We start from the raw sequence: 24,025 nt of genomic DNA on the forward strand, positions 1-24,025 counted from the left end.
TTTAAAAAATGAAATTGGGCGATCAAGATAAAGTGGATATTGGTGAGCATAACTGAAAGAAACATGGGGATTTACCCTAATACAAGATGAGAACTCAATAAAAATAGAGCTGATTGCATATCAAATAATTTTTTATTAAAGGCTGAATTCTTGCAAAGATTAAAAAAATTGTTTGAGTCGCGCCAGAAAATTAGACTCATTTCACGTGAAGTATTCACAAACGGATAAAAGTTTGAATTGTTTTGATATTGTGATTTACAATAATTACAAATGAGGGATTAATTATCTGGGATGATGAGTATGATCACTGATTTGCAAAAAAATATGGATGATACTCTTGGGAGTCAAGTGCTTGTAGGACTTGTTAAGCATTTCCTTGAGCATGCAACCTTTTTTGGCATCAATAGAAAGGAGCTTCTTTTACAAGGCGGTTTGACTGAAGAACAATTAGGTGATTCAAACCAGTGTATTCCACTCAGCTATTTTGAAAAGGCCATTTCATATACGTATAATGTTTGTAAAAACCCATTGGTTTCTTTAAGTTTTTCTAAAAAAATGGATTCAACTGCTTATGGTGTTTTAGGGCACCTCGTCCCTTTATCTGCGACCTTAAGTAAAGCAATTTATACCTTAAAAGAATTCCAACCCTTAATTGGCTGTATCGGCGATATTTCTATTCAAACAGAATCCGATATCGTGTATTGGAAATGGAAATGCAGGTCTAAAGATCCAATTTTTATTCGTTGTGGGACAGAATACAATTTGGCTTGGTGGGTCAGTTTGGTCAGATTGGTTCGCGATGACGGTTATTCTGTACTAAAAGCAGTTCATTTTACCCATACTTTGGCTGCACCGGAATTACAAAAAACCTATGATGAATTCTTTGGATGTCCTGTCTATTTTGACCAAAAAGAAGCGGCTTTGTTATTACTGCCTAAGTCACTCAATATGACATTAAAAACAGCAAATTCTGGACTGTATGACAGTGTTAAAATATTTGCTCAGAAATTGCTGGAACAACAAAAAGTTGAACAAACCTTTACTGAGCAGGTCAGAGCACAAATTTATTTATTGCTGCATCAACAACGATTATCGCGTGAAAATGTTGCAGAACAGTTGGCCGTTAATGTCAGAACGTTAAGCAGAAAATTACATCAAGAAGAAAATGCCTACAGTAAAATTTTAGATCAAGTTCGATTTGAGTTAGCTGAAAATTATTTAGTGAACTATCAGCATTCAGTTGCATTTATTTCGAAGGCACTTGGTTTTTATACCAGTCACTCATTTATTACATGGTTTAGACTGCAAACAAATTTAACCCCAACTCAATATCGTAAAAAATTAAATAATTCAAATATATAGCCGTTTTTATGGCTATTTTGGTCGGTTTTTAAAATACGCTGTCCTAAATTCGAAACCCTATGACTCAGAAGCGTTATTTTTTTATTCTTCGTTCAGAATATTATCGAAAGAATGATCAGATAGATTCTCTAAAAAATTCATTGTGTGTGAAAAATTAGATGATCTATTTTGATTTGGTTTTTTGTTAAACCTGTTTCTTACCGTATTTGGTCAGCAGGAAAGGGAATATCGATAAAAATTACTCAATATGGCTGTAAGAGAATAAATAGCCGGCTTGCCTCATTTACATGAAGTTGCTATGAGTAAACGTCAAGGAAAAGATATGAAAATTCATCAAGTTTATAAACATTCTCTAGGTCTTATTTTACTTAGTTTTGCGGTTACAGGTTGTGGCAGTGATCAAGACAGTGTCTCCAGTACACTTCCTGAAGTGGAACAGACATGCCCAACGGTCATGGATGAAACACTATTTGCAGATGCCACAGCTTTAGAAAAATTGGTACAGGTCGGGCCAGAACTTGCTCAGTTACGCTCTACAGGAAGTCAGGCTCATAATCAATTGATTGACTGGATTGAAGTCGAAGCAAAAAAAATACCGGGTATGCAAATACAATCGGATAGTTATGAAATTGAGCGCTGGCAACCCACTATAGAAGCTGAAAATGGCAAGGGACGTAGCTTATCACGCTCGGGGAGTCTATCCGTCAATGGTCAGGACATTCCGATTGCTGGAGCAGTGCCATATTCATTAGGAACATCAGATGCAGGCAATACAGGTCAGTTGGTTTACTTAGCCCGTAATCAGCCAATTACTGCCGAGCATAAGGGGAAAATTATTGTGCGTGAAATTCCAACCGCTCAAGATCCTGTTTATGCAAATATGGTTGCTCCGCCCTACACATTCTTATTTCAATTTGCAAAATATTTAAGTTCAGCCCTAAAGGATCTTCAAAAACAACGATATGATAAGCCATTTTTAGCTGGCGAATTAATGAATCAAGATTTGATTGCTGCTGGAAAAGTTGGAGCTGCGGGGCTTATTTTGGGTTTTGATGTACCACGAGAGCAAGTGAAAGACTACTTTGACCCGCATAATGGGTTGCATTATCGACTTCCGGCTGTTTTCTTGGGATCGGATGAGTTTGCCGAGATTAAAGCATTAGCCGTAAGTACAAAGGATGCACGTATCGTTGTTCAAGCAGAGCGAGACAAAGTCATGACTCGCAACTTAATTGCAACCTTACCGGGAATGAGTGAGGAAAAAGTAGTTTTTGTTGCCAATACAGATGGCAACACTTGGGTACAGGAAAATGGGGTCGGAGGTATGGTGGCTTTGGCACAATATTTTGCCAAGTTACCTTTAAAGTGCCGACCTAAAACCTATGAGTTTGCTTTTAATACAGGACATCTGCATATGTCTAAAGAAGGCACTTTTCGATATATGCAAAAACTAAATGAAGAATATAAAGCGAAAAAGGTGAGTTTTGTTTTTGCTGTGGAACATTTGGGAACACGTGAAATAATTGCAAAACCGAGACTAGATGGTGGTTTTGGTCGGACTTTGGAATTTTCTGGTAGAGCAGAGCCGCAAGCTTGGTTTGTTGCTGAAGATCATCTTTTAATGCAGACAGTAGCAATTGAAGCTGCACAAAGGCGTAATCTGCCTGCGGTCATGATTTCAACAGGTCAGGATCAACCCGTTCAGAATCGTTTACCGAAACAGTGTAATTTTGGTGGTTTAGGAAATGCATCGCATTCTGACTTGATTCCAACCATGGCCACTATTTCAGGGCCGTGGTCACTGTGGGCACCGTCATTTGGTAAGGATGCGGTTGATTTTAATTTAATGCGAAATCAATTATTGGCAATAGGTGATTCAGTTTTATCATTACAAAATCATAGTCAAGCTGAAATTGAAGGGCCTTATACTGCTTGGAGAATTGCTCGTGATCAGGGGAAATTAGTTTGTTCCCATTCTATTAATAGTGGTGTCGAGGATGCACCTGCCACTATTCAGTAGCAGATTGAAAGTGTAGAAAATAAATAAAATGATTTTTAAATAGTCTGATAAGTATGATTTAAATCATGCTTATCAGGCGCCCCAGCTCTGCTAGACAAATCACCTGTAATTGAAATGGAAAGCCCCTTGAATCCAGTCTTTTTAAATTTTAACTTCATGCATTTATTCTTCAATTAAAGATTCTATAAATATGGAATTGCATATATATGGTTATTCGTATATAAATATATCTTAAATATTCAATTGAGCCTCAGCAAATGACTGCTACCGCCAAGGTAAAGATTTATCATAATCCTGATTGTGCTACATCACGTAATACGCTTGCCTTAATCTGCAATGCCAATATCGAACCTGAAGTGATTGAATACTTGGTTAATCCGCCGTCTAAGCCAGAACTTATTCAGCTTATTGCAGATGCAGGCTTAACGGTAAGAGCGGCAATTCGTAAAAATGTTGCGCCGTATTCTGATCTAGCGCTAGAACGTGATGATTGGACGGATGAACAGCTTTTAGATTTTATGCTGCAATATCCAATTCTGATTAATCGCCCTTTTGTAGTCACAGATTTGGGCACTCGTTTAAGTCGTCCATCAGAACTAGTTTTAGAAATTCTGCCACTCCCACAAAAGGGCGCTTTCAGCAAAGAAGACGGTGAACAAGTGCTTGATGAAAATGGGCAGCGTTTGAAATAAAAATTTAATCAATATATATATGAATATCTATATATCCATATGATGGAGTGAATATATATGGACAAAATCAATTTTTTTAAATGTTTATCTGACGAAACCCGATTCAACATTGTCATGTTGGTTGTCCAGCAGAATGAACAGTGTGTTTGTGATTTGACCGAGAAGCTACAGCTCAGTCAGCCCAAAATTTCACGTCATTTGGCTTTACTGCGTTCTTTGGGGTTGTTACAGGACAGACGTCAGGGGCAATGGGTTTATTACAGCATGAATCCAAGCTTACCGGATTGGTGCGTAGAAGTGTTGAACACACTTAAAAATGCTGAATTACAGCCAAAAATTGCAACGCCATTTCAGCAAATCAATAGTTATTGCGAGTAGAACAAGATGAAATTTCTTTTTTTATGTACAGGAAATAGCTGCCGCAGCATTTTGTCTGAAGTGCTTTTTAATAGTCGTGCGCCGGAAGGTTGGAAAGCTTACAGTGCAGGTAGCAAACCATCTGGACAAGTGCATCCATTGACCATAGAAACCCTTGAAAATTTGGGTTTATCGACTGATGATCTGTGGAGCAAAACCATTGATGATTGCGAACAATATCAACCCGACGTTGTGATCACTGTATGCGATTCGGCCGCTCAAGAAGCATGCCCACTTTATTTGGGTGGTGCAATCAAAGCACATTGGGGTTTGGCTGATCCTTCACATTTGGATTTACCGAAAGAAGAAAAGCTCAAAGCATTCCAAGTCACTGTTGATCATATCAACCGTCGCTTAGATGCTTTATTGGCACTCGATACAGCGCATATGTCTCGCCCAGATTTGATTGCAGCAATTAATCAAATTTCGAATGTTGAGTAAGAAAATGTCTGAAAAACGCTTGTCTTTTTTAGACCGTAATCTGACGTTATGGATTTTTATTGCCATGGCATTAGGTGTTGCAATCGGAACTTTTTTTCCTCAAGCTTCTGACGCACTGAATAAATTAAGTATCGATTCGGTGAATATTCCAATTGCGATTGGTCTTATTCTCATGATGTATCCGCCACTGGCAAAAGTGGACTATGCGACCTTGCCGCAAGTATTTAAGGATAAGAAAACACTGACTTTATCCTTAGTACAAAACTGGCTGATCGCTCCGGTACTGATGTTTGTATTGGCAATCATATTTTTGCAGAGTTATCCCGAATACATGACAGGCGTAATCCTGATTGGTTTAGCACGATGTATTGCGATGGTTCTGGTCTGGAATGGTTTGGCCTGTGGTGATAACCAATATGTTGCAGCACTGGTCGCTTTTAACAGTATCTTTCAGATTTTGTTCTTTAGTACTTATGCTTGGCTATTCCTGACCTTTCTGCCGCCGTATTTTGGTGTAGCGTCACAAGTGATCAATGTTGATTTCTGGACCATTACCCATGCTGTTCTGGTTTATCTCGGTATTCCGTTTTTATTCGGTTTCTTAACGCGCTTAATTTTGGTGAAACAAAAAGGCGTGGAGTGGTATCAAACCAAGTTTATTCCGAAAATCAGTCCTCTAAGTTTGATTGCTTTGCTGTTCACGGTTTTGGCAATGTTTAGCCTAAAAGGTGCTGATGTCGTAAGCCTGCCAATGGATGTTTTACGAATTGCGATTCCTTTAACAATTTACTTTGTCTTGATGTTCTTTATTAGCTTCTTTATGAGCAAATGGATGGGCAATGATTATCCGAAGACAGCAGCAATCTCTTTTACTGCGGCTGGAAACAACTTTGAATTAGCACTTGCCGTTGCAATCGCCACATTCGGTTTAGCTTCGCCAGTTGCTTTTACAACGGTGATTGGGCCATTGGTTGAAGTGCCTGTGCTGATTGCTTTGGTGAGCGTGTCATTGTGGTTAAGAAAAAAATACTTTAAAGAGGCCTAACGCTATGAATCTCCCAAATGTTGATATGAATTTGCTTGATCAGCCTACTTTGGCAAAAGTTCAAGCCAAAGAGCTGGATCATCCACCGCATATTTATCAACTGTTCACAATTCAATGGCGCTTTAATTAAGCCCTTTTAATCATTTTTTTGTACTGCTATATGCTTAATGGTCATGACAACTATAGCAACCAGAATACTCATTCCAAATAGGGGCAAAAGAATTGCCATAATGCTTAGAACAAAAAATAGCGCTATTTTTTGTTTAAGGGCAGCCTGCGTCCAGATGATTATGCTTTGCTCTGTGAGTTGCATGGTTGTTTGTTTTAAATCAGTTCTTTTGTACCAAGCCAAATATGCATAAATAATCATACTGCATAGCGCAAGTGCATAAATGATTAAAACGAGTTGGTTCATCCAGCCAAATAAAAGACCGATATGTGCATCGACACCCCAACGTGTCAGTTTGGCAATCAATGGATAATCTTGAAAATAAAGCTGATCTAAGACCTGATGCTGTTGCATATCAATGGCAATACTGTCTGCCTGAGTTGGCCAGCGCCGCTGAATTTCTGAAACAGTCCATGCTTGGTTTGCATCTGAAGGAGGCTTGATTTGTATTTGAGAAGCATCGACACCATGCTGCCGTGCGATTACTAAAGCAGTATCGAAATCTCCAGAAGAAATATGTGCAGTCGGATTGTGAGGAGTCATGACATGATCGCCATGATGCATCATAACTGCTGGAAGGCTCTCTGCTTTGAGCGATGTCACTAATGTCGGCGTTTGCCAACTCAGTGACTGCCGAAGCATACGAATATTTTCTCCCGCCCATTCAGACCATGTTAGGCCAGTAATCGCAATAAAGAGCAGTAGGGGAAATAAAAATAAGCCGATTGTGCTATGTTTTTGAATGAGTTTGTTGTGAATGGTTTTTTTATTTTCTAATCTTTTACGACGTTTAATCCATTGATATAAACCTGTAAAAATTAAAATGGCTAACCAACTTGCGGCTAGTTCACTATAAAAACGCCCCCAATTTCCTAATAATAAATCTCGATGCAGATGGTCAAGTGTTGTTCGAAAGGGTAATAAGCCACTTGTACCATACACAGCCAATTGACCTTTGATTTCCAGCGTATAGGGATCTACAAAGACCGCTTCATTGTCTTGCTTTAGCTTCGGATCTGAGAAAATCACCCGAGTCGTTTGATTAGGCGCTGCCGATGGGCGTACTTCTGTAATCTGTGCAGTGGATGATAAAGATTGTTTGGTTGTTTCAATTTGTTGACTCAGAGGCTGAGTTTTTGAATGGTTTTGATGATCTACATAGAGTACTTCACTGTAAATCAACTGTTCAATTTGAGGCGTGGCAGCATAAAACAGGCCAGTTAGTGCAGCAATAAAAATAAATGGAGCAATAAAAATTCCAGCATACACATGTACTAAACGGAAAAATGCTTGCCAAAAATTAAAGTTCAAATTCATTTTCTAACGCAATTTTAGGGAGCCAATTTAAAAAGCTTACTGGATATAAAAATAGATATAAACATGTAAGGTGTTATGAAGATTTAGAATAAAGCCATTTGGGATCACTATCGGCTATGTCATTTTCTTTAAGCTTTTGTTCATGCATAGGCCTGATCAAAGTTGTTAATGACATATCAGAGCACATTCTAGCACGTCAAGGTGCAGAGAAAATAAAATCAAATGAGGTGTATGCTGCTGAACGGATTCCAGTAAAGCGATAGTTTCTTTAGATACGAGAACATTTGGATGAGCTTACTTTTTTGCCGAAGATGCTGAAAAATTCTGCAATCTGTACATAAGGTAAAGAAGGATAAGACATAACATTTGTTTCAAAATACTTGTTTCAAATGACTTAAGATCGCTTTTAGTGGTTTTTTAATTATGAGTATGTGCCGATATCTAAAGGAGAATATGCTTATTTGTCATGGGCGGAGCAGTGGTTTCGTCATAAGGTTCGGCAATATGATAACGGTTTCGTCCTTCATTTTTGGCAAGGTATAATGCACGATCGGCTAAGCTAATCAGTTCCGAAATTTGATCATGAGCTTGCGGTATGAGGGTTGCGATTCCTACACTAATGGTGACGTGTTCAGAAATGGGACTGGATGGATGGGGAATAGCAGCGGCCTCAATGAGCTGTAAAAGGCGTATGGTGAGTGCTTCGGCTTGCTGTTGGTCTGTCATTGGAAAAACGAGTAAGAACTCTTCTCCACCATAACGTGCAGCTAGATCATTGCTGCGTGCAGTAATCGAGTGTATGGCATCTGCAATCAATTGCAGACATTGATCACCTGCGATATGCCCAAGATGATCGTTGTAGTTTTTAAAAAAGTCGATATCGACCATTAATATACTTAACGGTGTTTGATGTCTTAGCGCATAGCGCCACTCTTTATCAAGAACCTCATTTAAATAACGTCGATTCGCCAAACCTGTGAGTGAGTCTAATTGTGATAATAATGCCAATTGTTGCGCTTGCTGGGTTAATTCAATTTGGTTCAGTTCAATAATACAGTTTTGTAAATAATTTTCCCGATGCTGACGGTCAATCGCATAGGTTAAAGCCATGCCTAAAAAGCTATAAAAGGTATAGGTTCTATTTAACAAGGTCCAGCCAATCTCTTGATTTGACCAAATTGAAATAAAAATCGCAATCAGACCGCCCATCCAACAGGCAATCACTGCCGTGTAAAATCGCATACCGACAAAACTGTAAGTGATCACCACGGCATACATCATGGCTGTATGAAATAGCACATCATTTTGTGCCGTATTATTTGGATCTGCACCAATATTGGTGATAATGATAAAGGAGATGGTAATCGCGACCATGGAACCAAAACCGGTATAATAATCGAAGTATTGATTGAATTTTTTAAAAAAAGATAAGATCCAAGCGGTGATGACAATAATGCCGACCCATGCATAATAGGTGAGCCACTGCTGCATTATGTCATTGTTAGAAATAGTTTGATAAATACCAAAACTTAGAAATAAGTACAAAATTAATATAATTAATCCACGAAATCTAAACTCATAAGCTGCTTCATTTTTATATTGTTCTTGGTAAATGCGCTCGAGTGTTTTAGAAAAATGAACTGAGTTTAACCCCTTAGACGCAACTTGTTCAATTTGCATTCTATTTAATGCGGTAGACCCTTTTAATTTCATGAATTTTCTCACTATTCATGTAAAAAATGATTGTTCATTTTTCTATTAAATATTCTATATTAAAAGACCATATATTTATCAATCTAATAGATAGCTTGCATCAATCAAAAAATGTTCAAGATTCGATTTTTTAAAATGAGCACAGCTTCAGTTTATTGATTCAATTTTTATGCTTTTACCTCAGTATTTCACAATTATAAATCTAGTATTTCCTAAAGTTTATTTTTTAATGTTGGCTTTATTAATACTTTGCATTGATCAAAAAATGACTTATGAATAAAGTCTAATATAATTGAATTTTTCCTGAAAGAATAGCTATTTATGAAAATAAGCAGCACTACTTTTCCTATTTTGCTATGGTTCAGCAAGTGTTTTAAAAGTCTGTAAATTGCCAAGAGATGCTCAATTTTTATTGTGCTTTTGCAGCTTAGAATGTGCTGTCTGTTACAGTGAATCATTGCGGGTATTTTAAAGGAAGAAGGGCTTTTTACTTGGGAATACATTTATTCTGATTGGTTTAGATTGCCATGACCACACAACGGATTAGACCGTTATGTGGTGCAACTCAGCCATGTTTAGTGCTTGAAGTTGTTCACTAAGGCTTATATAAACCTAGCTGTGTAAGATGCAATCGTAGAATACGACGCAATTCTAAAACAGCTTCTGGTGTTTCTTGAATAGAATGCCCGCCGTTGATGATCTTTTCAGAGACAGCACCATCTAAGTGTGCGCTTTTATATGGCACAACATCATCGGTAATCAGATTCAGATCATCACTCTTGGTTGCATTACCAATAATTGAATGGAAAGTTAAACCTTTACGCGGAGTAACGTCTTTGGTGAGTTCCATAAATTTTGATTGATAGCTTAAATCGCTTGGACCATTTTGAATCATTCCATGATCAATCTGTTTTAATAAATCTTTAAAGTCCAAATCTTGGCTTTGTAATGTATCGCCTATGGCAGAAAGGAATGCGCCGGGTAAACGAATGACTTTACGTGCTGCTTTGGTAAACCAGCGGTCAGCAAATTCTGTTCCTTTATGCGGTGAAGCAAGGAAAATTGCACGATTAAAGTTAGGAATATCTTTAAGAGTTAAACGCTGCGATACAATCGGGATATTTTTATATTTATTCAATTGACGATTGCTCATCATGGATAACGCTTTTTTAGTCAGGTCGGCATCACTGACTAATAGTCGGGCAATAATGCCGCCCATACTATGTCCAACAAGAACAGCATCTTTTTTTGCCGCAGCTTTAGGATCAACTTGGGCAAAAGTTTGGTTAAGCAAGGCATAAATTTGAAAGCGGCTTTCAATAATCGGCATATTGGTGGAGTAGAACACCTGCCATACTTGGAAATGTTCACGTAGCACAGGGTCGCCCATAATGTCATTGGTGAGACGTATCCATGCTTCTGGGCTACTGGCTAGACCATGAACCAATACAATGACTTTTTTATTCGGATTATAGGGTTCCAGCATATATAAATGCGGCATGGTGAGATGATCATCACGATCAATCAGGGTTAAATATGCGGCCTTACCTAAATTGTTTTGTGCAAGCCATAAACCATAGGGGGTAGAAAAGTTGGCTGCAAGTGGATAGGTTTTACCCGCCATTACGACATTGTCATATTTATAAGGATCAAAGGCTTTTAATTCAAACTCGGGATTATTTAAAATATCCTCAATACTGCTGGCTGACTTAGGTTGTACGGTGAGCGTCGCTGCTAAATAACGGGCTTGGTGGATATTCGGATTGATGCCATTTTTATAACTAAAATTGATTGGATCAATAATATATTTACTTTTAGCTTCGCCAATATCATTTTTAACTTGAGGTAAAACAACGACAAATTCCGAACCAAAACCATCACGGCGATTAATGGAACGTAAACCAGAAAAATTGAGATTATAACTGGAGAGCATTTGTTCAATTTTTTGTTCTTTTAATTGAGGATAATGATCAAAGTTAATGGTGTAGATACTTTTTCCAACTTTAATTTGCTGCGCTACTTCTGTTGGTTTGTAACGTAGCGCATAAGCTGAAACCAATTTTGCTATAGCTAAATTATAAAAATCTCGAATTTGTACTTGTCTGTTATCAAAAATGCGGTCTTGTGGGCCACGTTTGGTTTTGAACATGTAGGCATAACTATAACGGATGCTTTTATCCAACATATAGAGTTGTTGATCTAGGCATTTTTCATAACTGGCTTGTTGTAATTTTTGTTTTTCTTCAGATTTGGTACTGGTTAAAATGCTGATTTTACAATCACTTGATTTTTCATATGCTAAAGCTTTAGCTAAATAAACTTCACTCGCTGTAGAAAGAATTTGTTCGTCTTGAATTTGAGGGATTTGTTGTATTTCTTGGATGCACTGTTCTGGTTTATCAGAGCAAATTTTTGCTTCACGCCCTGTCATCGAAAGTACATTTAAACTAGCTTCACTTAACTTGTTGCGGGTGAGTATGCTTTCTCGTTCATTGGTAATGGTCACGTTAATGGCTTGATTCTTGACACTGACGATTTGACAACCCGTCAATAGAGAACTACTCAATAAGGTGGCAAACAAAATTTTGTATAGCGAGTTTGGCATAAAAGTCATCTGCATTAAGTATTTGTTTGAGTTTTTCTTCATCATACAGTCATTCTTCTAATTTTCCATTCATAGAAACAAAAATAGACCGTACAAGACGGTCTATTTCATAATTACTTAAAAATTAAGATGCTTTAGGTGAGCTAAGCACTTGCCATACGTTCCAACGGCCTTGTTTTTCAATTTCATTGATTAAACGGTCAGCCACTTCAGCTTCTTGCGGATATTTTACTTTGTAATTTTTCAAAGTTTGAATCGCATTTTTCTTCTGTTCCATCGCAATATAGTTATTTGCCGCAGACAAATAAGCTTCTTGTACGCCGGCTTTCATGGCTTTGTCTAAATATGGAATCGCTTCACGTTGACCGCCACCTTCAGACAAACCAAAACCAAACCAAAAGTTTGCTTCAGCATCGTCTTTGTTAATTTTTAAAATACGCTGTGCATAGGTTAAAGACTTGGTGGTGTAGACGGAACCCAAATCAAGGTTACGTGCCATCACGCTGGCTTTAAATGCGCGAATCAGGACGTCGAAAGACGCATTATCTTTAGATGCCAAGGTATCTAGCTGTTGGGTTAATTCTTTGAGTTTGGCTTCAAAACCTTTACGTTCTTGACGTTCACTAAAGCGAGGTGGGTAGTGACGTGCTTTACCTTCAACCAATTGTAAAAAGTCATCAACCTCAGTGATGTCAATTTCATTATTACCCGCAAGAACAGCATATTTTAAAGTACGTTGGTTGTTGTTTACTGTTGGAATAATCAGTTTATTCACATCTAAAGTCATTTTTTTAGATGGATCGCTTTGCAGATTCACTTCCATTTTAGTCACAGGTTGTGCGGCTGCTTGTCTGAGTGCAATTTCAAATGGAGGGGGTGCATCGTAATTAAATGGATTCAGTGCATAGAACGGTGCAGTTAAATCAGGTTCAGTGAAGATGATTGGGCTATTCGGTTTTTTATCTTCAGTGGGTGCCATGCTACATGCAGAGAGCAAAGACATTGCAATAAGTGTACATGCCAAAGGCTTAAGTGTCATATGGGTCATCCATTCATTTAATTTTAAAATTGATCAATAAGCACATTTGTCAGTCTAAGAAAACTCTGATCAACATGCAAGTTAGCGCTTGTTAATATTTAAATCACAACTTTAGGCTTTAGATTGAGTACTTTGAGCTTCACATTCGCGTCGCACATCTTCAATAATTTTAAGTTCTTCAATACTAAAAGGCTGTTCATCTTGCTGCTTCTTAAATGACGGATCGAGCAAAGATAAGCGCTGACATAAAGTATTCATACGCTTTTCATTGTGCTGAATTCGGTCCAGTAGAACACGCATACCCTCTAAAATTGGGTCAGATTGATCTTGCGTTGCTGCATATGGCTGGAAACCAATACTTTCCGCATAATCACGACGACGTGCTTCTTCAGCATCTTTAGGTTGGTCTTTGGTGATAAAACGGGCAGGGTTACCGACTGCGGTGGTATTTGGCGGAACTTCTTTGGTCACGACGGCATTCGAACCTACTTTCGAGTTTTTACCGACGGTAAATGGTCCCAGAATTTTTGCACCAGCACCAACGACCACACCATCTTCTAATGTCGGATGACGTTTGCCTTTATTCCACGTGGTGCCGCCTAAGGTGACACCGTGATAGAGCGTGACATCATCACCAATTTCAGCCGTTTCACCAATGACCACACCCATGCCGTGATCGATAAAAAAACGACGACCAATTTTAGCGCCCGGGTGAATTTCAATACCTGTGGCAAAACGACTAAAAGAAGACAACAGGCGAGCAGAGCCTTTACACTCTTTTTGCCAAAGTTCATGAGCAACACGGTGCATAATGAGCGCGTGAATGCCGGGATAAGTGGTAAGAACTTCCAAAGTGTTTCGAGCCGCGGGATCGCGCGCGAATACAGCTTGTATATCTTCTTTGAGCTGTTTAAGCATTAGGTTGATCCTCTGAAGAATCGGTTGTTTTGTCTACTGATTTTTTCCATGTACCATTATTCATCGCTTGTACACGAGTGAATATGCCACGAAGTAAATGGTATTCCATACGGTCTAATTGTATACGTCCAAATAGACGGCGCAAGCGTAAAGGCAATAATCTTGGATTTTTAGGATCCATAAATTCAATTTCAGCCAACATTTTTTCAATGTGTGGGTAAAACTGTTCCATTTGTTCATGCGTGACCAAAGGCTCATCCCAATGCATAGATTCTGTTTCAGTCACAGGCATAGTTGCTTCGGTATCTTCTGTCTGCTCTACAAATGCCATCGCGGCCATACGCATTTCATAACAAATGACTTGAATGGCTTGTGCAACATTTAATACGCCATAATCAGTATTGACTGGAATCGTGACGTGATAATTGGCCATCGCCAATTCTTCATTGGTCAAGCCACGGTCTTCACGACCAAATACGACAGCAATTTCTTGTTGGTTTTGAACAACGGCTTGCATGGATTTTTCAGCAGCAGGGCGTGCATCAAGCAAAGGCCACGGAATAGTACGGCTACGCGCACTGGTGCCAAAAACCAGATGACAATCTTTAATGGCATCTTCTAAAGTCGCTACAATTTCAATCTGTTCGATTAAATCCACGGCACCTGCGGCTAAAGCATTAATATCGGGGTGCGGATAGGTTTTAGGCGCAACCAATACCAGTTTAGATAAGCCCATGGTTTTCATGGCTCTTAATGCACTGCCAATATTTGCAGGTAATGTGGTATTGACCATGACAATACGCACATGGGAAAGATGTGCTGAAACAACAGCATTGTCAACTTGACTCATAAGGTGTCCAATTTGAATTTAAATATTTAAAAATTAAGAATATTGGTTGGCTTCAGCCTGATACATGTCCATTGCGTCATCCATGCTGACATTGGCAGGTGGCGGTGCAATTTGTGCGGGCTTACTATACTGTACGGCTTTTGCGGCTTTGGATTTCACTTGATATTCGATGTGGATGACATCTTTACCAAAATAATCGCGTAATTTAGCCAGTAATTCATCTTGTGGTGCAACTTTCCAATTTAAGCCCAAGTGAACTTCGGCAGAAGCATAGGGATAATCAATCTGTAATTGCATTGGAATGTGATTGCACATATCGACATTACAAAATGGCAGCAGAATCTTTTGTAAATCTTGACTGAGTGATTGGGTCAGATGTTCCGCAGCCAATTTAATTTGAATGCTATTGGCACGTTTTTGACGAATTTCGTTGAGGCTAAAAGCTTTGGTTAAGCGTCCCATTGGGCGATCATAACCTTCACGCTCATAGATTTCACCTTCAATCACCACCACACGGTCAGCTTGAATAATATCTTTAAAGCGTTGGAAGCGTTCATGGTTGGCAGACACTTCAATTCGCGCTGTACCATCATCTAAGGTGACCATCATTCGATTTGGGAAGTTGGCAACATCAACTACCAAGCCGGCAAAAACGGTGGTCACTCCACGACGTGTTGGTGTTAATTCATTAATACGCACAGGAATAAATGACTTTAACTCTGGACGATAGACATCAATCGGGTGTCCAGTTAAATATAAGCCAAGGGTGTCTTTTTCACCTTTGAGACGAACTTCATCTGACCACGGTTTAACAGGTTTGGCGGGTTTGCGTTGGACTTCTTCAACTTCACCAAATAAATCCATGATGCCCGTTTCACGATTTGAGCGGGCTTGATCAGCTGCTTGCACCGCTTCAGGCAATTGCGCCATGATGCTGGCACGATCAATACCCAAGCAATCTAACGCACCTGAGCGAATGAGTGCCTCTAAAGTTCGTTTATTGATTTTTTTCAAATCAATACGATGGCAGAAGTCGAATAGATCTTTGTAAGGGCCATCTTGCAAGCGTGAATCAATCACCGATTGCATAGCGGCTTCGCCCACACCTTTAATGGCACCTAAACCATAGACAATGGTTTTTTCATCACTGGCATGGAACTGATAAAAAGACATGTTAATTGAAGGAGGAAACACTTCTAAACCATTGATTCGACAGTCATCAATCAAAAATACAATACTGTCGGTATTTTGCATTTCTGAAGTCAGTACTGCTGCCATAAATTCAGATGGATAATAGGCTTTTAGCCACGCCGTTTGGTAGGCAACGAGGGCATAGGCTGCGGCATGTGATTTGTTAAAACCATAGCCAGCGAATTTTTCCATATAGTCGAAAATATGGTTGGCGGTGGCTTCATCAATATCTTTTTGCGCCGCACCTTCAATAAAGATTTGACGCTGTTTGACCATTTCCTCAGGTTTCTTTTTACCCATGGCACGACGTAACATGTCTGCGCCACCCAGTGTATAGCCTGCACAATATTGCGCGGCTTGCATCACCTGTTCTTGGTAAACCATAATCCCGTAAGTTGGTTCTAAAACCCCTTCTAGTAAAGGATGCAGATACTCAAACTCACCACCATGCATACGGTGAATAAAGTCAGGAATAAGATCCATTGGACCCGGGCGGTACAAGGATACAAAGGCAATAATTTCTTCAAACTTACTTGGGCGCGCCTCTTTCAGCATTTTTTTCATGCCGACGGATTCAAACTGGAAGATCGCCGTGGTATTGGCATCCGCAAAGATTGAATAGGCTTTTGGATCGTCTAACGGAATATAAGTAATATCGACTGATTTTTCAGGGCCAATGCGTTTATTAATATTTTGAATGGCATCTTCAATCACGGTCAGGTTACGTAAACCTAAAAAGTCGAATTTAACCAGACCTGCTGATTCAACATCATCTTTATCGAATTGTGCGACACGGTTGGTGCCATCTGCATCGCACATTACGGCTGAATAGTCGGTAATTTTACCCGGTGCAATCACCACACCACCGGCATGTTTACCGGTATTACGGGTAATACCTTCAAGTTTAAGCGCCATTTCCCAGATTTCGGCTGCATCATCATTGTCTGGGTTGGATGGATTGGTCACAATGTCTTTAAGCTGCGGCTCGATATCGATGGCACCACGAAGGTCGACACCTAAGGGTTTGGTCGGGATCATTTTCGAGATACGGTCTGCCAAACCATAAGATTTACCTAAGACCCGCGCCACATCTCGGATCGCACCTTTGGCGGCCATCGTACCAAACGTCGCAATTTGTGAAACAGCTTCACGACCATAATGACGCGCAACATAATCAATCACGCGGTCACGACCTGCGATACAGAAGTCGATGTCAAAGTCGGGCATAGAGACACGTTCTGGATTCAAGAAACGTTCGAATAGCAGGTCGTAACGGAGTGGATCAAGATCGGTAATTTTTAAACTATAGGCCACCAATGAGCCTGCACCTGAACCACGTCCGGGGCCTACTGGAACGCCGTTATTTTTAGACCATTGAATGAAGTCCATGACGATCAGGAAGTAACCGGGGAATCCCATGTTTAAGATGGTGCCAATTTCATAGGCTAGGCGTTCATCATAAACTTTACGAATGTCAGCCCAATCTTCATCGCGTTTTTCAACCGGATAAAGGAAATTTAAGCGTTCTTCTAAGCCTTCTTGAGAAACATGCTCAAAGAAGGTATCAATGGTATGACCTTCAGGGACTGGGTAATCGGGAAGGTCATTGAAGCCTAAGCGTAAGCTAACATTACAGCGTTTAGCAATGTGGTAGGTATTTTCAATCGCAGATGGAATGTCTGAAAAGAGTTCCGTCATTTCCTCGGCAGTTTTAAAATATTGCTCAGAACTATAATAACGAGGACGACGACTGTCACCTAAAACATAACCATCAGCAATACAAACACGGGCTTCATGTGCTTCAAAATCTGTTTGTGCAATAAAATGCACATCGTTATGCGCAACGACACCAATATTATATTTTTGAGCCAGTTTAATTGCCCCAGCAATGAAATTTTCTTCATCAGGGCGGTCGGTACGGGTCAGGGCTAAATAGACACGGTTACCAAATTTTTCAATCCATTCTTCTAATAGCGCGTCGGCTTTTTGTGGATTGGATGAATTCAGCATTTTACCCACATCACTATGCATGCCTAAAAGCACGATAATGTCTTGGTTTTGTTCTAAAACCCACTCTTTTTGTACACAAGGGATATCTAGTTGTTGACCTTCAATAAAGCCACGCGAAACAATTTCAGTGAGACTGCGCCAACCTTTGTTGGTCATTGAAAGCAGAGTGACTTTATGTTCTGCATCATTTAAGCGAATGTTACTGCCCAAAATAGGTTTAATGCCCTTATCTAAGCATTTTGTATAAAATTTAACTGCGGCATGTAAGTTAGATAGATCTGTTAATGCCAAAGCTGGCATTTCATCATTCACTGCAGCTTTAATAAGATCAGGTATACGTACGATAGATTCCGTAATTGAAAATTCTGTATGTATACCAAGATGAACAAAGTGCATAAATGAGTCCCTGCAAAAACCGTCGGCTATTTTAGCATGGCCCGTAGTCAATCTGAGGGATATTCAAGTGATTTGGCGAAGTTTTATTTGATTATTGAAGCTCAATTACCTAGATCAGGGGACACTTGGCAAGGTTAAAGTATTTAGCAACCGAGGCTCTATGTTTATTTTAGATTGATTCAGGTTTTTACAGCAATTTTAATTCATAATATTCTTCTTTCGAAGAAAAACAGAAATTTAAAACAATGCCTTTTACATTTTCGCATACAGTGGCAGCATTTCTTTTTAAGCCTTGGCTAAATAAATTATCGCTAACTGGCGTTGTGCTTGGATGTATGGCGCCAGATTTTGAATACTTCTTAAGAATGAGAATGCAGGGGGAGTTTGGACATCATATTGCGGGAATTTTTCTTTTTAATCTGCCAGTTTCCATTTTAGTTGCTTTAGTTTTTCATCAAGTGATTCGTGATGAGATGATTGGACATTCACCTTGGTTTTTGAAAAAACGGGTTCTTATTTTTCAAAACCTTGATTGGTTTGGATATTTAAAAAACCACTATTTGATGGTCATTATTTCGATTTTATTCGGGATATTTACACATATAGTATGGGATGCTTTTACACATCAAACTGGTTTTTTTGTCCAGAAACTGGTTGTTTTGCAAAATACTATTTCAATTGCAGATTTCAATATACCGCTGTATAAAATTTTTCAGCATTTAAGTTCTAGTTTGGGATTGATGATCATTGCTATTTATTTTTTTAAACTACCGTTCTATACAAGTATTCAAACAAATAATGAAAGAAAAACCCTGTGGATGTATTGGGGAGTAATATTGGTATTGCTTGGGTGTTTGCTTGGCTTATGGTCAATTTTCAATAGTGATTTAAAATTTTCTTTGGTTCATGTATTGGTCGCCGCAATAGCATGTTCGTTTTGGAGTATTTTAATTGTGTCTTTGTTTTTTAAGATGATGAAAAATAGAAAGATCATAAACACTAAATGAGCCATTTTCTTTTCTGGAAAATAAGTGCAGCCCATGAAATCCATATAATAAAAAGCCCTCAAATTTGTGAGGGCTTTAAAATTTTGCTTGAATCATTTTTATCTTAATTTGGCTAGCCAATCGCCCATCGTCTGAACAATTTGAACCAAGAGTAAAAGCACGATCACCGTTAAAATAACCACGCTGGTATCAAAACGTTGATAGCCATATGAAATCGCTAAATCACCAATACCACCTGCACCCACTGCACCCGCCATTGCCGTTGCACCAATTAAGCTAATGGTGGCAGTGGTTAAGTTCAAAATCAGTGAGCTACGTGCTTCAGGTAAAATAAACTTGAAAATAATTTGTAGTGGCGTTGCACCCATGGCCTGAGCGGACTCTACAATACCTTCATTGACTTCAAGTAAAGAGGTTTCAATCAACCGTCCCATATAGGGACCAATATAAATGGTCAAAGGCACAATGGCTGCCCATGTACCAATTGAAGTTCCGACTAAAAGTTTAGTTAACGGAATAACGGCAATTAATAAAATAATGAAGGGCAGTGAACGTAGTGCATTCACAATTGGGTTTAGAATATGGTAAATCGCACGATTGGGTAAAATACCGTCGGGGCGTGAAACCAATAAAATAATGGCTTGAATAAAACCCCAAATACAACCAAACAACATGGCAAAGAACACCATGTGAAAGGTTTCTTGCAATGCAGTAATAAATTGATCAATCGAAAGGGAGCTTTTCCAGAAAGAGGAGGTTGCTTCAGTCAACCATTGTACAATCAGGTCTCTCATAGCTGTACTCCTGATTGCTCAACTTCCACACCATTTTGTTGTAAAAATTCAATGGCTTGTTGAATGATGGCTGGGTCGCCTAACAATTGAATAAACATTTGTCCAATCACGGTGCCATTAATTTCAGTCATATTGGCAAATACAATATTTAAGCTAATATCGAATTTTTTAATCACCGCTTGAACCACAGTTTCCTGTGCCGATTTGCCTAAAAATTGCAGGCAATAAATACTGTTGTGGTTCTGGTTTTCTAAATTATTCAAAATATTGACAGGCAGTTGTTGCTGCAACACTGTTTGAATGAAATTTTTGGTGGTCGGATGTTGCGGTCGGCTGAAAATATCAATGGTCGAGCCTGTTTCAATGACCTTGCCTTGTTCCATGACAGCAACATAATCACAAACGGTCTCAATCACATCCATTTCATGGGTCACCATGACAATGGTAATCCCTTGCTCCTGATTAATTTTTTTCAGAAGCGCCAGAACCGATTTTGTGGTTTGTGGATCGAGCGCTGACGTGGCTTCATCACAGAGTAAAATTTTAGGATGATTGGCCAAGGCGCGTGCAATACCAACGCGCTGTTTCTGACCACCAGAAAGTTCGTCAGGGAAGGCATCTTTCTTATGTTTTAGATCAATAAAATCCAGTAATTCATTGAGACGTTTTTCTCTTTCAGCTTTGCTAATGCCTAAAAGCTTCAGTGGTATTTCAATATTCGCAGCCACAGTTTTGGTTTGTAATAAATTGAAATGCTGAAAGATCATACCAATATTTGCACGTTCTTGACGTAATGAGCGCGCATCCAAAGCGGTAAAGTCTTTTTGATTAATAATCACTTGACCTTGTGTGGGACGTTCGAGCAAATTAATCAAACGAATTAAGGTACTTTTACCTGCACCACTATAGCCAATAATGCCAAAAATACTGCCTTCTGGAATCTCCAGATTAATCTGGTCCAGAGCACGTATGGTTTGACCTTTTAGCTCATAATGTTTTGAAATGTCTTTAAATTCAATCATATCGTCAAAAACTATACAAGAAAGAAAAAACAGGCAAAGTTAATTTGCCTGTTTTGATATGCGAAGTATATTACTATTTTGCTTCAGTAAGATAGCTTACAGGTTTGTTTACATCAATTTTAGTGCCACCAAAGTGTTCTTGAACATATTTGTTCACAGCTTCGGTGTGATATAGCTCGCCAACTTTCTTCAATACAGGGTCATTTTGACGGTCAGCAGCAACAGCTAAAACATTTACATTCATTTTAGTGCTTTGGTCCACTGGTTCATAGAAAACTGCATCTTTCAATACGTTTAAACCACCTTCCATTGCAAGGGTATTGCCTAAAACAATAGCATCCACTTCGTCTTTCACACGTACAGCAGTTGCCATTTGAATGGGTTTAATCACAATGTTCTTTGCATTTTCTGAAATGTCAGCAGGTGTGCCTTTTACGTCATCAAAGCCTGCTTTTAATTTAATTAAACCAGCTGATTGAAGTAGTAATAAAGCACGTGACTCATTTGCACCATCATTTGGAATTGCAATGGTTGCACCTGTTTTGAAGTCTTCAAGCTTTTTAACTTTGCTTGAATAAAGACCCATTGGCTCTAAATAAGTTGTAGAGAGTGGGGCAATTTTATCTTTGTTATTGTCATTAAAAGCAACCATGTATGCATAAGACTGGAATGCATTTACATCAATTTCTTTGTTGGCAACTGCCGTGTTCATAGACACATAGTCAGTGAAGTTTTTCACTTCAAGTTTAATACCTGCTGCTTTTGTTTCAGGCAATGTTGCAATATAACGCCAAATATCAGCATCAGAACCAGTCGATGCCATAACAACGGTTTGTTCTTTTGCTGTATCTGTTTTTGCTGCGTCAGTTGCAGGTGCTTCTGGCTTAGAACAACCAGCTAGACCAACGGTTAAACCTAAAACAAGTCCAAGGAGCTTTTTCATGTATTTATCCCAAGTAAATTTAATTTTGGCTTTAAATTTACGAATTATTCATTGAAGAGATTAAGTCAAAGTCGAGATCAGTATAAAACGAAGGCGTGATTACAGTCATCATTTCCATATGTTTCTCTGATCTGTGCATAGCATGATAAAATTAACAAATGATGCTATGCAATTAGCAATCTGGTGAGTATCAAATTAAAACAATAGTAAGATGTTTTAAATCGTTGTATTCATTCACGAGATTGTATTTTAACTGAATCAAAATTTGGCCCATCATAGCAATAAATCTATATGCAATATAGTGAATAAAAACTTAATAATTATCTTTTTTATAGCATAGCAAAAGTGAGATATTTGAAAATTTAATAGTAAAAACAATATATTATTTTAAATTATATTAACAATCTGTAAGATATTGTTTTTAATGCTTCTTTATAATTTTTTTTTAAGTCTAAATCTCAAAAATAGATAATAAGAATAATGCTTTATAAAATGGAAACTTATGTTTTAAATTTATTGGTTGTTATCTGTTCAAAATAATCATCTTACAGTGTGAGATATTTTGAGTAACGAATCATTTTAGTCGGGAAAATGAGCGTTGTCTCATCGTGATTAGAAAAATAAAAAAGCCTGCATATCGCAGGCTTTTTAGCATCAACCTAAGGCTGATTAAGCTTGTTCACGCGCAATGGCACGGTAACCAATATCTTTACGATATTGAACGCCATCAAAAGTCACTTTTTCACAAAGTTCTAATGCTTTTGCTTGTGCTTCACCAATGGTATTGCCCAATGCGGTTACGCAAAGCACACGACCACCCGCAGTCACGATCTCGCCATTTGCATTGACAGCAGTACCTGCGTGGAAAACTTTAGCATCGGTCATTTCGGTGTCTAAACCATAAATCACGTCATCTTTGCTTGAAGTTTCAGGGTAGCCTTTAGATGCAAGTACGATACCGACAGTTTTACGCTCATCCCACTGCGCTTCCGCAGGTAAATTGCCTGCAATGCCAGCTTCAACCAAATCAACCAAAGATGATTTTAAACGCATCATGATCGGTTGGGTTTCAGGGTCACCAAAACGGCAGTTGAATTCGATCACTTTAGGTTGACCTTGTTCATCAATCATCAAGCCTGCATATAAGAAACCTGTATAAATATGACCGTCTTTTTTCATACCTTCAACAGTTGGACGCATGACTTCATTCATTGCTTTTTCAAAGACATCCGCAGTCACAACAGGCGCAGGAGAGTAAGCACCCATACCACCGGTGTTCGGACCTTGATCACCTTCAAAAATACGTTTGTGATCTTGTGAAGTTGCCATTGGCAAGATGTTGTCGCCATCAATCATACAAATAAAAGACGCTTCTTCACCCGCAAGGAATTCTTCAATCACTACACGTGAACCTGCATCACCAAATTTGTTGCCTGCAAGCATGTCATCAATGGCATCAAATGCTTCTTGATTGGTCATGGCAACAATCACGCCTTTACCCGCAGCAAGACCATCGGCCTTGATGACAATCGGTGCGCCATTTTGTTCAACATAGGCTTTAGCAGCAGCAACGTCTGTAAATACATCATAGAAAGCAGTAGGAATGTTGTGACGTTTTAAGAAGTGTTTAGCAAATGCTTTAGAGCCTTCAAGCTGTGCAGCAAATTGGGTCGGACCCCAAACTTTGACATCCGCAGCACGGCAGGCATCAACCACACCATTGACGAGAGGTGCTTCTGGACCAACAACAATTAAAGCAACATCATTTTCTTTAGCGAAAGCAATAATTGCCGCATTGTCTAAAATATCGATATTAACATTTTCGCATTTATTTTCAGTTGCAGAACCTGCGTTACCCGGTGCTACAAATACTTTTGCGACTTTGTCATCTTGTGCGATTTTCCATGCAAGTGCATGTTCACGACCGCCACTACCCAAAACTAAAATATTCATCTAAAAATCCCTCAAAGAAAAGAATCCCTCCCGACCTCCCTTTAAAAAAGGGAGGGGATCACGCATGAAAACCAAGGTTTCTTACGTGAAAAGTCCCCCTTTTTACAAAGGGGGATTTAGG

The 24,025-nt window shown here is 38.9% G+C and carries 18 protein-coding genes and 2 pseudogenes; 8 read left to right on the forward strand and 12 right to left on the reverse strand.

The genetic code is table 11. From position 1 onward, the window contains the following. The first annotated feature begins 300 nt into the window (after positions 1-300). The 7 genes and pseudogenes from F994_RS16135 to F994_RS17410 form a co-directional block, all read left to right on the forward strand. Positions 301-1,362, forward strand: coding sequence for an AraC family transcriptional regulator (locus F994_RS16135; RefSeq protein ID WP_004651688.1), 1,062 nt, complete (start codon positions 301-303; stop codon positions 1,360-1,362). 322 nt (positions 1,363-1,684) lie between these two features. After that, positions 1,685-3,382, forward strand: coding sequence for a hypothetical protein (locus F994_RS16140; RefSeq protein ID WP_004651689.1), 1,698 nt, complete (start codon positions 1,685-1,687; stop codon positions 3,380-3,382). A 257-nt stretch (positions 3,383-3,639) separates the two neighbouring features. Then, positions 3,640-4,074, forward strand: coding sequence for an arsenate reductase (glutaredoxin) (gene arsC, locus F994_RS16145; protein WP_004651690.1), 435 nt, complete (start codon positions 3,640-3,642; stop codon positions 4,072-4,074). Positions 4,075-4,131: 57 nt separating this feature from the next. After that, the gene (locus F994_RS16150) at positions 4,132-4,452 is read left to right on the forward strand and encodes a metalloregulator ArsR/SmtB family transcription factor (protein WP_004651691.1); all 321 of its coding nucleotides are present in this window, start codon (positions 4,132-4,134) and stop codon (positions 4,450-4,452) included. Between the two features lie 6 nt (positions 4,453-4,458). Beyond that, positions 4,459-4,932, forward strand: a complete 474-nt coding sequence (locus F994_RS16155) for an arsenate reductase ArsC (RefSeq protein ID WP_004651693.1) — start codon at positions 4,459-4,461, stop codon at positions 4,930-4,932. A 4-nt stretch (positions 4,933-4,936) separates the two neighbouring features. Further along, positions 4,937-5,977 (forward strand): ACR3 family arsenite efflux transporter, encoded by a 1,041-nt coding sequence (gene arsB / locus F994_RS16160; RefSeq protein WP_004651694.1) that lies wholly within the window; start codon positions 4,937-4,939, stop codon positions 5,975-5,977. Between the two features lie 4 nt (positions 5,978-5,981). After that, positions 5,982-6,083 (forward strand): annotated as a pseudogene (locus tag F994_RS17410) (arsenical resistance protein ArsH); the annotation flags it as partial. Positions 6,084-6,113: 30 nt separating this feature from the next. Here the strand turns inward: F994_RS17410 and F994_RS16165 are convergent. The 8 genes and pseudogenes from F994_RS16165 to dnaE all read right to left on the reverse strand — a co-directional run bounded on the left by F994_RS16165 (position 6,114) and on the right by dnaE (position 18,185). Further along, the gene (locus F994_RS16165; protein ID WP_004651697.1) at positions 6,114-7,463 is read right to left on the reverse strand and encodes a PepSY-associated TM helix domain-containing protein; all 1,350 of its coding nucleotides are present in this window, start codon (positions 7,461-7,463) and stop codon (positions 6,114-6,116) included. Positions 7,464-7,560: 97 nt separating this feature from the next. After that, a pseudogene (locus F994_RS17905) lies at positions 7,561-7,748 on the reverse strand (tyrosine-type recombinase/integrase); the annotation flags it as partial. A gap of 156 nt (positions 7,749-7,904) precedes the next feature. Beyond that, positions 7,905-9,176, reverse strand: a complete 1,272-nt coding sequence (locus tag F994_RS16170) for a GGDEF domain-containing protein (RefSeq protein WP_004651698.1) — start codon at positions 9,174-9,176, stop codon at positions 7,905-7,907. Between the two features lie 595 nt (positions 9,177-9,771). Continuing rightward, a complete protein-coding gene (locus F994_RS16175; protein ID WP_034697313.1) occupies positions 9,772-11,781 on the reverse strand; it encodes an esterase/lipase family protein in 2,010 nt (669 codons plus the stop codon). Positions 11,782-11,905: 124 nt separating this feature from the next. Beyond that, complete coding sequence (locus F994_RS16180; protein ID WP_004651700.1) at positions 11,906-12,820, reverse strand: ABUW_2363 family tetratricopeptide repeat lipoprotein; 915 nt, start codon at positions 12,818-12,820, stop codon at positions 11,906-11,908. 111 nt (positions 12,821-12,931) lie between these two features. After that, the gene (gene cysE / locus F994_RS16185; protein WP_004651701.1) at positions 12,932-13,738 is read right to left on the reverse strand and encodes a serine O-acetyltransferase; all 807 of its coding nucleotides are present in this window, start codon (positions 13,736-13,738) and stop codon (positions 12,932-12,934) included. Beyond that, positions 13,731-14,588, reverse strand: a complete 858-nt coding sequence (locus F994_RS16190; protein ID WP_004651702.1) for an RNA methyltransferase — start codon at positions 14,586-14,588, stop codon at positions 13,731-13,733. The genes cysE and F994_RS16190 overlap by 8 nt, the downstream gene beginning before the upstream one ends. A gap of 33 nt (positions 14,589-14,621) precedes the next feature. After that, positions 14,622-18,185, reverse strand: a complete 3,564-nt coding sequence (gene dnaE, locus F994_RS16195; RefSeq protein ID WP_004651703.1) for a DNA polymerase III subunit alpha — start codon at positions 18,183-18,185, stop codon at positions 14,622-14,624. Between the two features lie 245 nt (positions 18,186-18,430). Between dnaE and F994_RS16200 the strand changes: the two genes are divergently transcribed. Then, positions 18,431-19,192: a DUF4184 family protein gene (locus F994_RS16200; RefSeq protein ID WP_004651704.1), complete on the forward strand. Its 762-nt coding sequence runs from the start codon at positions 18,431-18,433 to the stop codon at positions 19,190-19,192. 98 nt (positions 19,193-19,290) lie between these two features. On the opposite strand, the gene F994_RS16205 is transcribed toward F994_RS16200, so the two are convergent. The 4 genes from F994_RS16205 to purD form a co-directional block, all read right to left on the reverse strand. Continuing rightward, on the reverse strand, positions 19,291-19,986 hold the full coding sequence (locus F994_RS16205) for a methionine ABC transporter permease (RefSeq protein WP_004651705.1): 696 nt from the start codon (positions 19,984-19,986) through the stop codon (positions 19,291-19,293). Then, a complete protein-coding gene (locus tag F994_RS16210; RefSeq protein ID WP_004651706.1) occupies positions 19,983-21,008 on the reverse strand; it encodes a methionine ABC transporter ATP-binding protein in 1,026 nt (341 codons plus the stop codon). Before F994_RS16210 ends, F994_RS16205 begins: the two co-directional genes overlap by 4 nt. Before the next feature lie 73 nt (positions 21,009-21,081). Next, on the reverse strand, positions 21,082-21,951 hold the full coding sequence (locus tag F994_RS16215; protein WP_004651707.1) for a MetQ/NlpA family ABC transporter substrate-binding protein: 870 nt from the start codon (positions 21,949-21,951) through the stop codon (positions 21,082-21,084). Positions 21,952-22,620: 669 nt separating this feature from the next. Then, positions 22,621-23,904, reverse strand: coding sequence for a phosphoribosylamine--glycine ligase (gene purD, locus F994_RS16220; RefSeq protein ID WP_004651708.1), 1,284 nt, complete (start codon positions 23,902-23,904; stop codon positions 22,621-22,623). Positions 23,905-24,025 lie beyond the last annotated feature (121 nt).

The organism is Acinetobacter bohemicus ANC 3994 (assembly GCF_000367925.1).
Lineage (GTDB): Bacteria > Pseudomonadota > Gammaproteobacteria > Pseudomonadales > Moraxellaceae > Acinetobacter > Acinetobacter bohemicus.

Bases quoted from the DNA above. Each gene is read 5' to 3' on its own strand.
- F994_RS16170 (WP_004651698.1), bottom strand. From the start codon at position 9,176: ATGAAATTAAAAGGGTCTACCGCATTAAATAGAATGCAAATTGAACAA.
- cysE (WP_004651701.1), bottom strand. From the start codon at position 13,738: ATGCTTAAACAGCTCAAAGAAGATATACAAGCTGTATTCGCGCGCGAT.
- F994_RS16175 (WP_034697313.1), bottom strand. From the start codon at position 11,781: ATGCCAAACTCGCTATACAAAATTTTGTTTGCCACCTTATTGAGTAGT.
- purD (WP_004651708.1), bottom strand. From the start codon at position 23,904: ATGAATATTTTAGTTTTGGGTAGTGGCGGTCGTGAACATGCACTTGCA.
- F994_RS16210 (WP_004651706.1), bottom strand. From the start codon at position 21,008: ATGATTGAATTTAAAGACATTTCAAAACATTATGAGCTAAAAGGTCAA.
- arsC (WP_004651690.1), top strand. From the start codon at position 3,640: ATGACTGCTACCGCCAAGGTAAAGATTTATCATAATCCTGATTGTGCT.
- F994_RS16140 (WP_004651689.1), top strand. From the start codon at position 1,685: ATGAAAATTCATCAAGTTTATAAACATTCTCTAGGTCTTATTTTACTT.
- F994_RS16135 (WP_004651688.1), top strand. From the start codon at position 301: ATGATCACTGATTTGCAAAAAAATATGGATGATACTCTTGGGAGTCAA.
- F994_RS16215 (WP_004651707.1), bottom strand. From the start codon at position 21,951: ATGAAAAAGCTCCTTGGACTTGTTTTAGGTTTAACCGTTGGTCTAGCT.
- F994_RS16150 (WP_004651691.1), top strand. From the start codon at position 4,132: ATGGACAAAATCAATTTTTTTAAATGTTTATCTGACGAAACCCGATTC.
- F994_RS16190 (WP_004651702.1), bottom strand. From the start codon at position 14,588: ATGAGTCAAGTTGACAATGCTGTTGTTTCAGCACATCTTTCCCATGTG.
- F994_RS16165 (WP_004651697.1), bottom strand. From the start codon at position 7,463: ATGAATTTGAACTTTAATTTTTGGCAAGCATTTTTCCGTTTAGTACAT.
- F994_RS16200 (WP_004651704.1), top strand. From the start codon at position 18,431: ATGCCTTTTACATTTTCGCATACAGTGGCAGCATTTCTTTTTAAGCCT.
- F994_RS16155 (WP_004651693.1), top strand. From the start codon at position 4,459: ATGAAATTTCTTTTTTTATGTACAGGAAATAGCTGCCGCAGCATTTTG.
- F994_RS16205 (WP_004651705.1), bottom strand. From the start codon at position 19,986: ATGAGAGACCTGATTGTACAATGGTTGACTGAAGCAACCTCCTCTTTC.
- arsB (WP_004651694.1), top strand. From the start codon at position 4,937: ATGTCTGAAAAACGCTTGTCTTTTTTAGACCGTAATCTGACGTTATGG.
- dnaE (WP_004651703.1), bottom strand. From the start codon at position 18,185: ATGCACTTTGTTCATCTTGGTATACATACAGAATTTTCAATTACGGAA.
- F994_RS16180 (WP_004651700.1), bottom strand. From the start codon at position 12,820: ATGACACTTAAGCCTTTGGCATGTACACTTATTGCAATGTCTTTGCTC.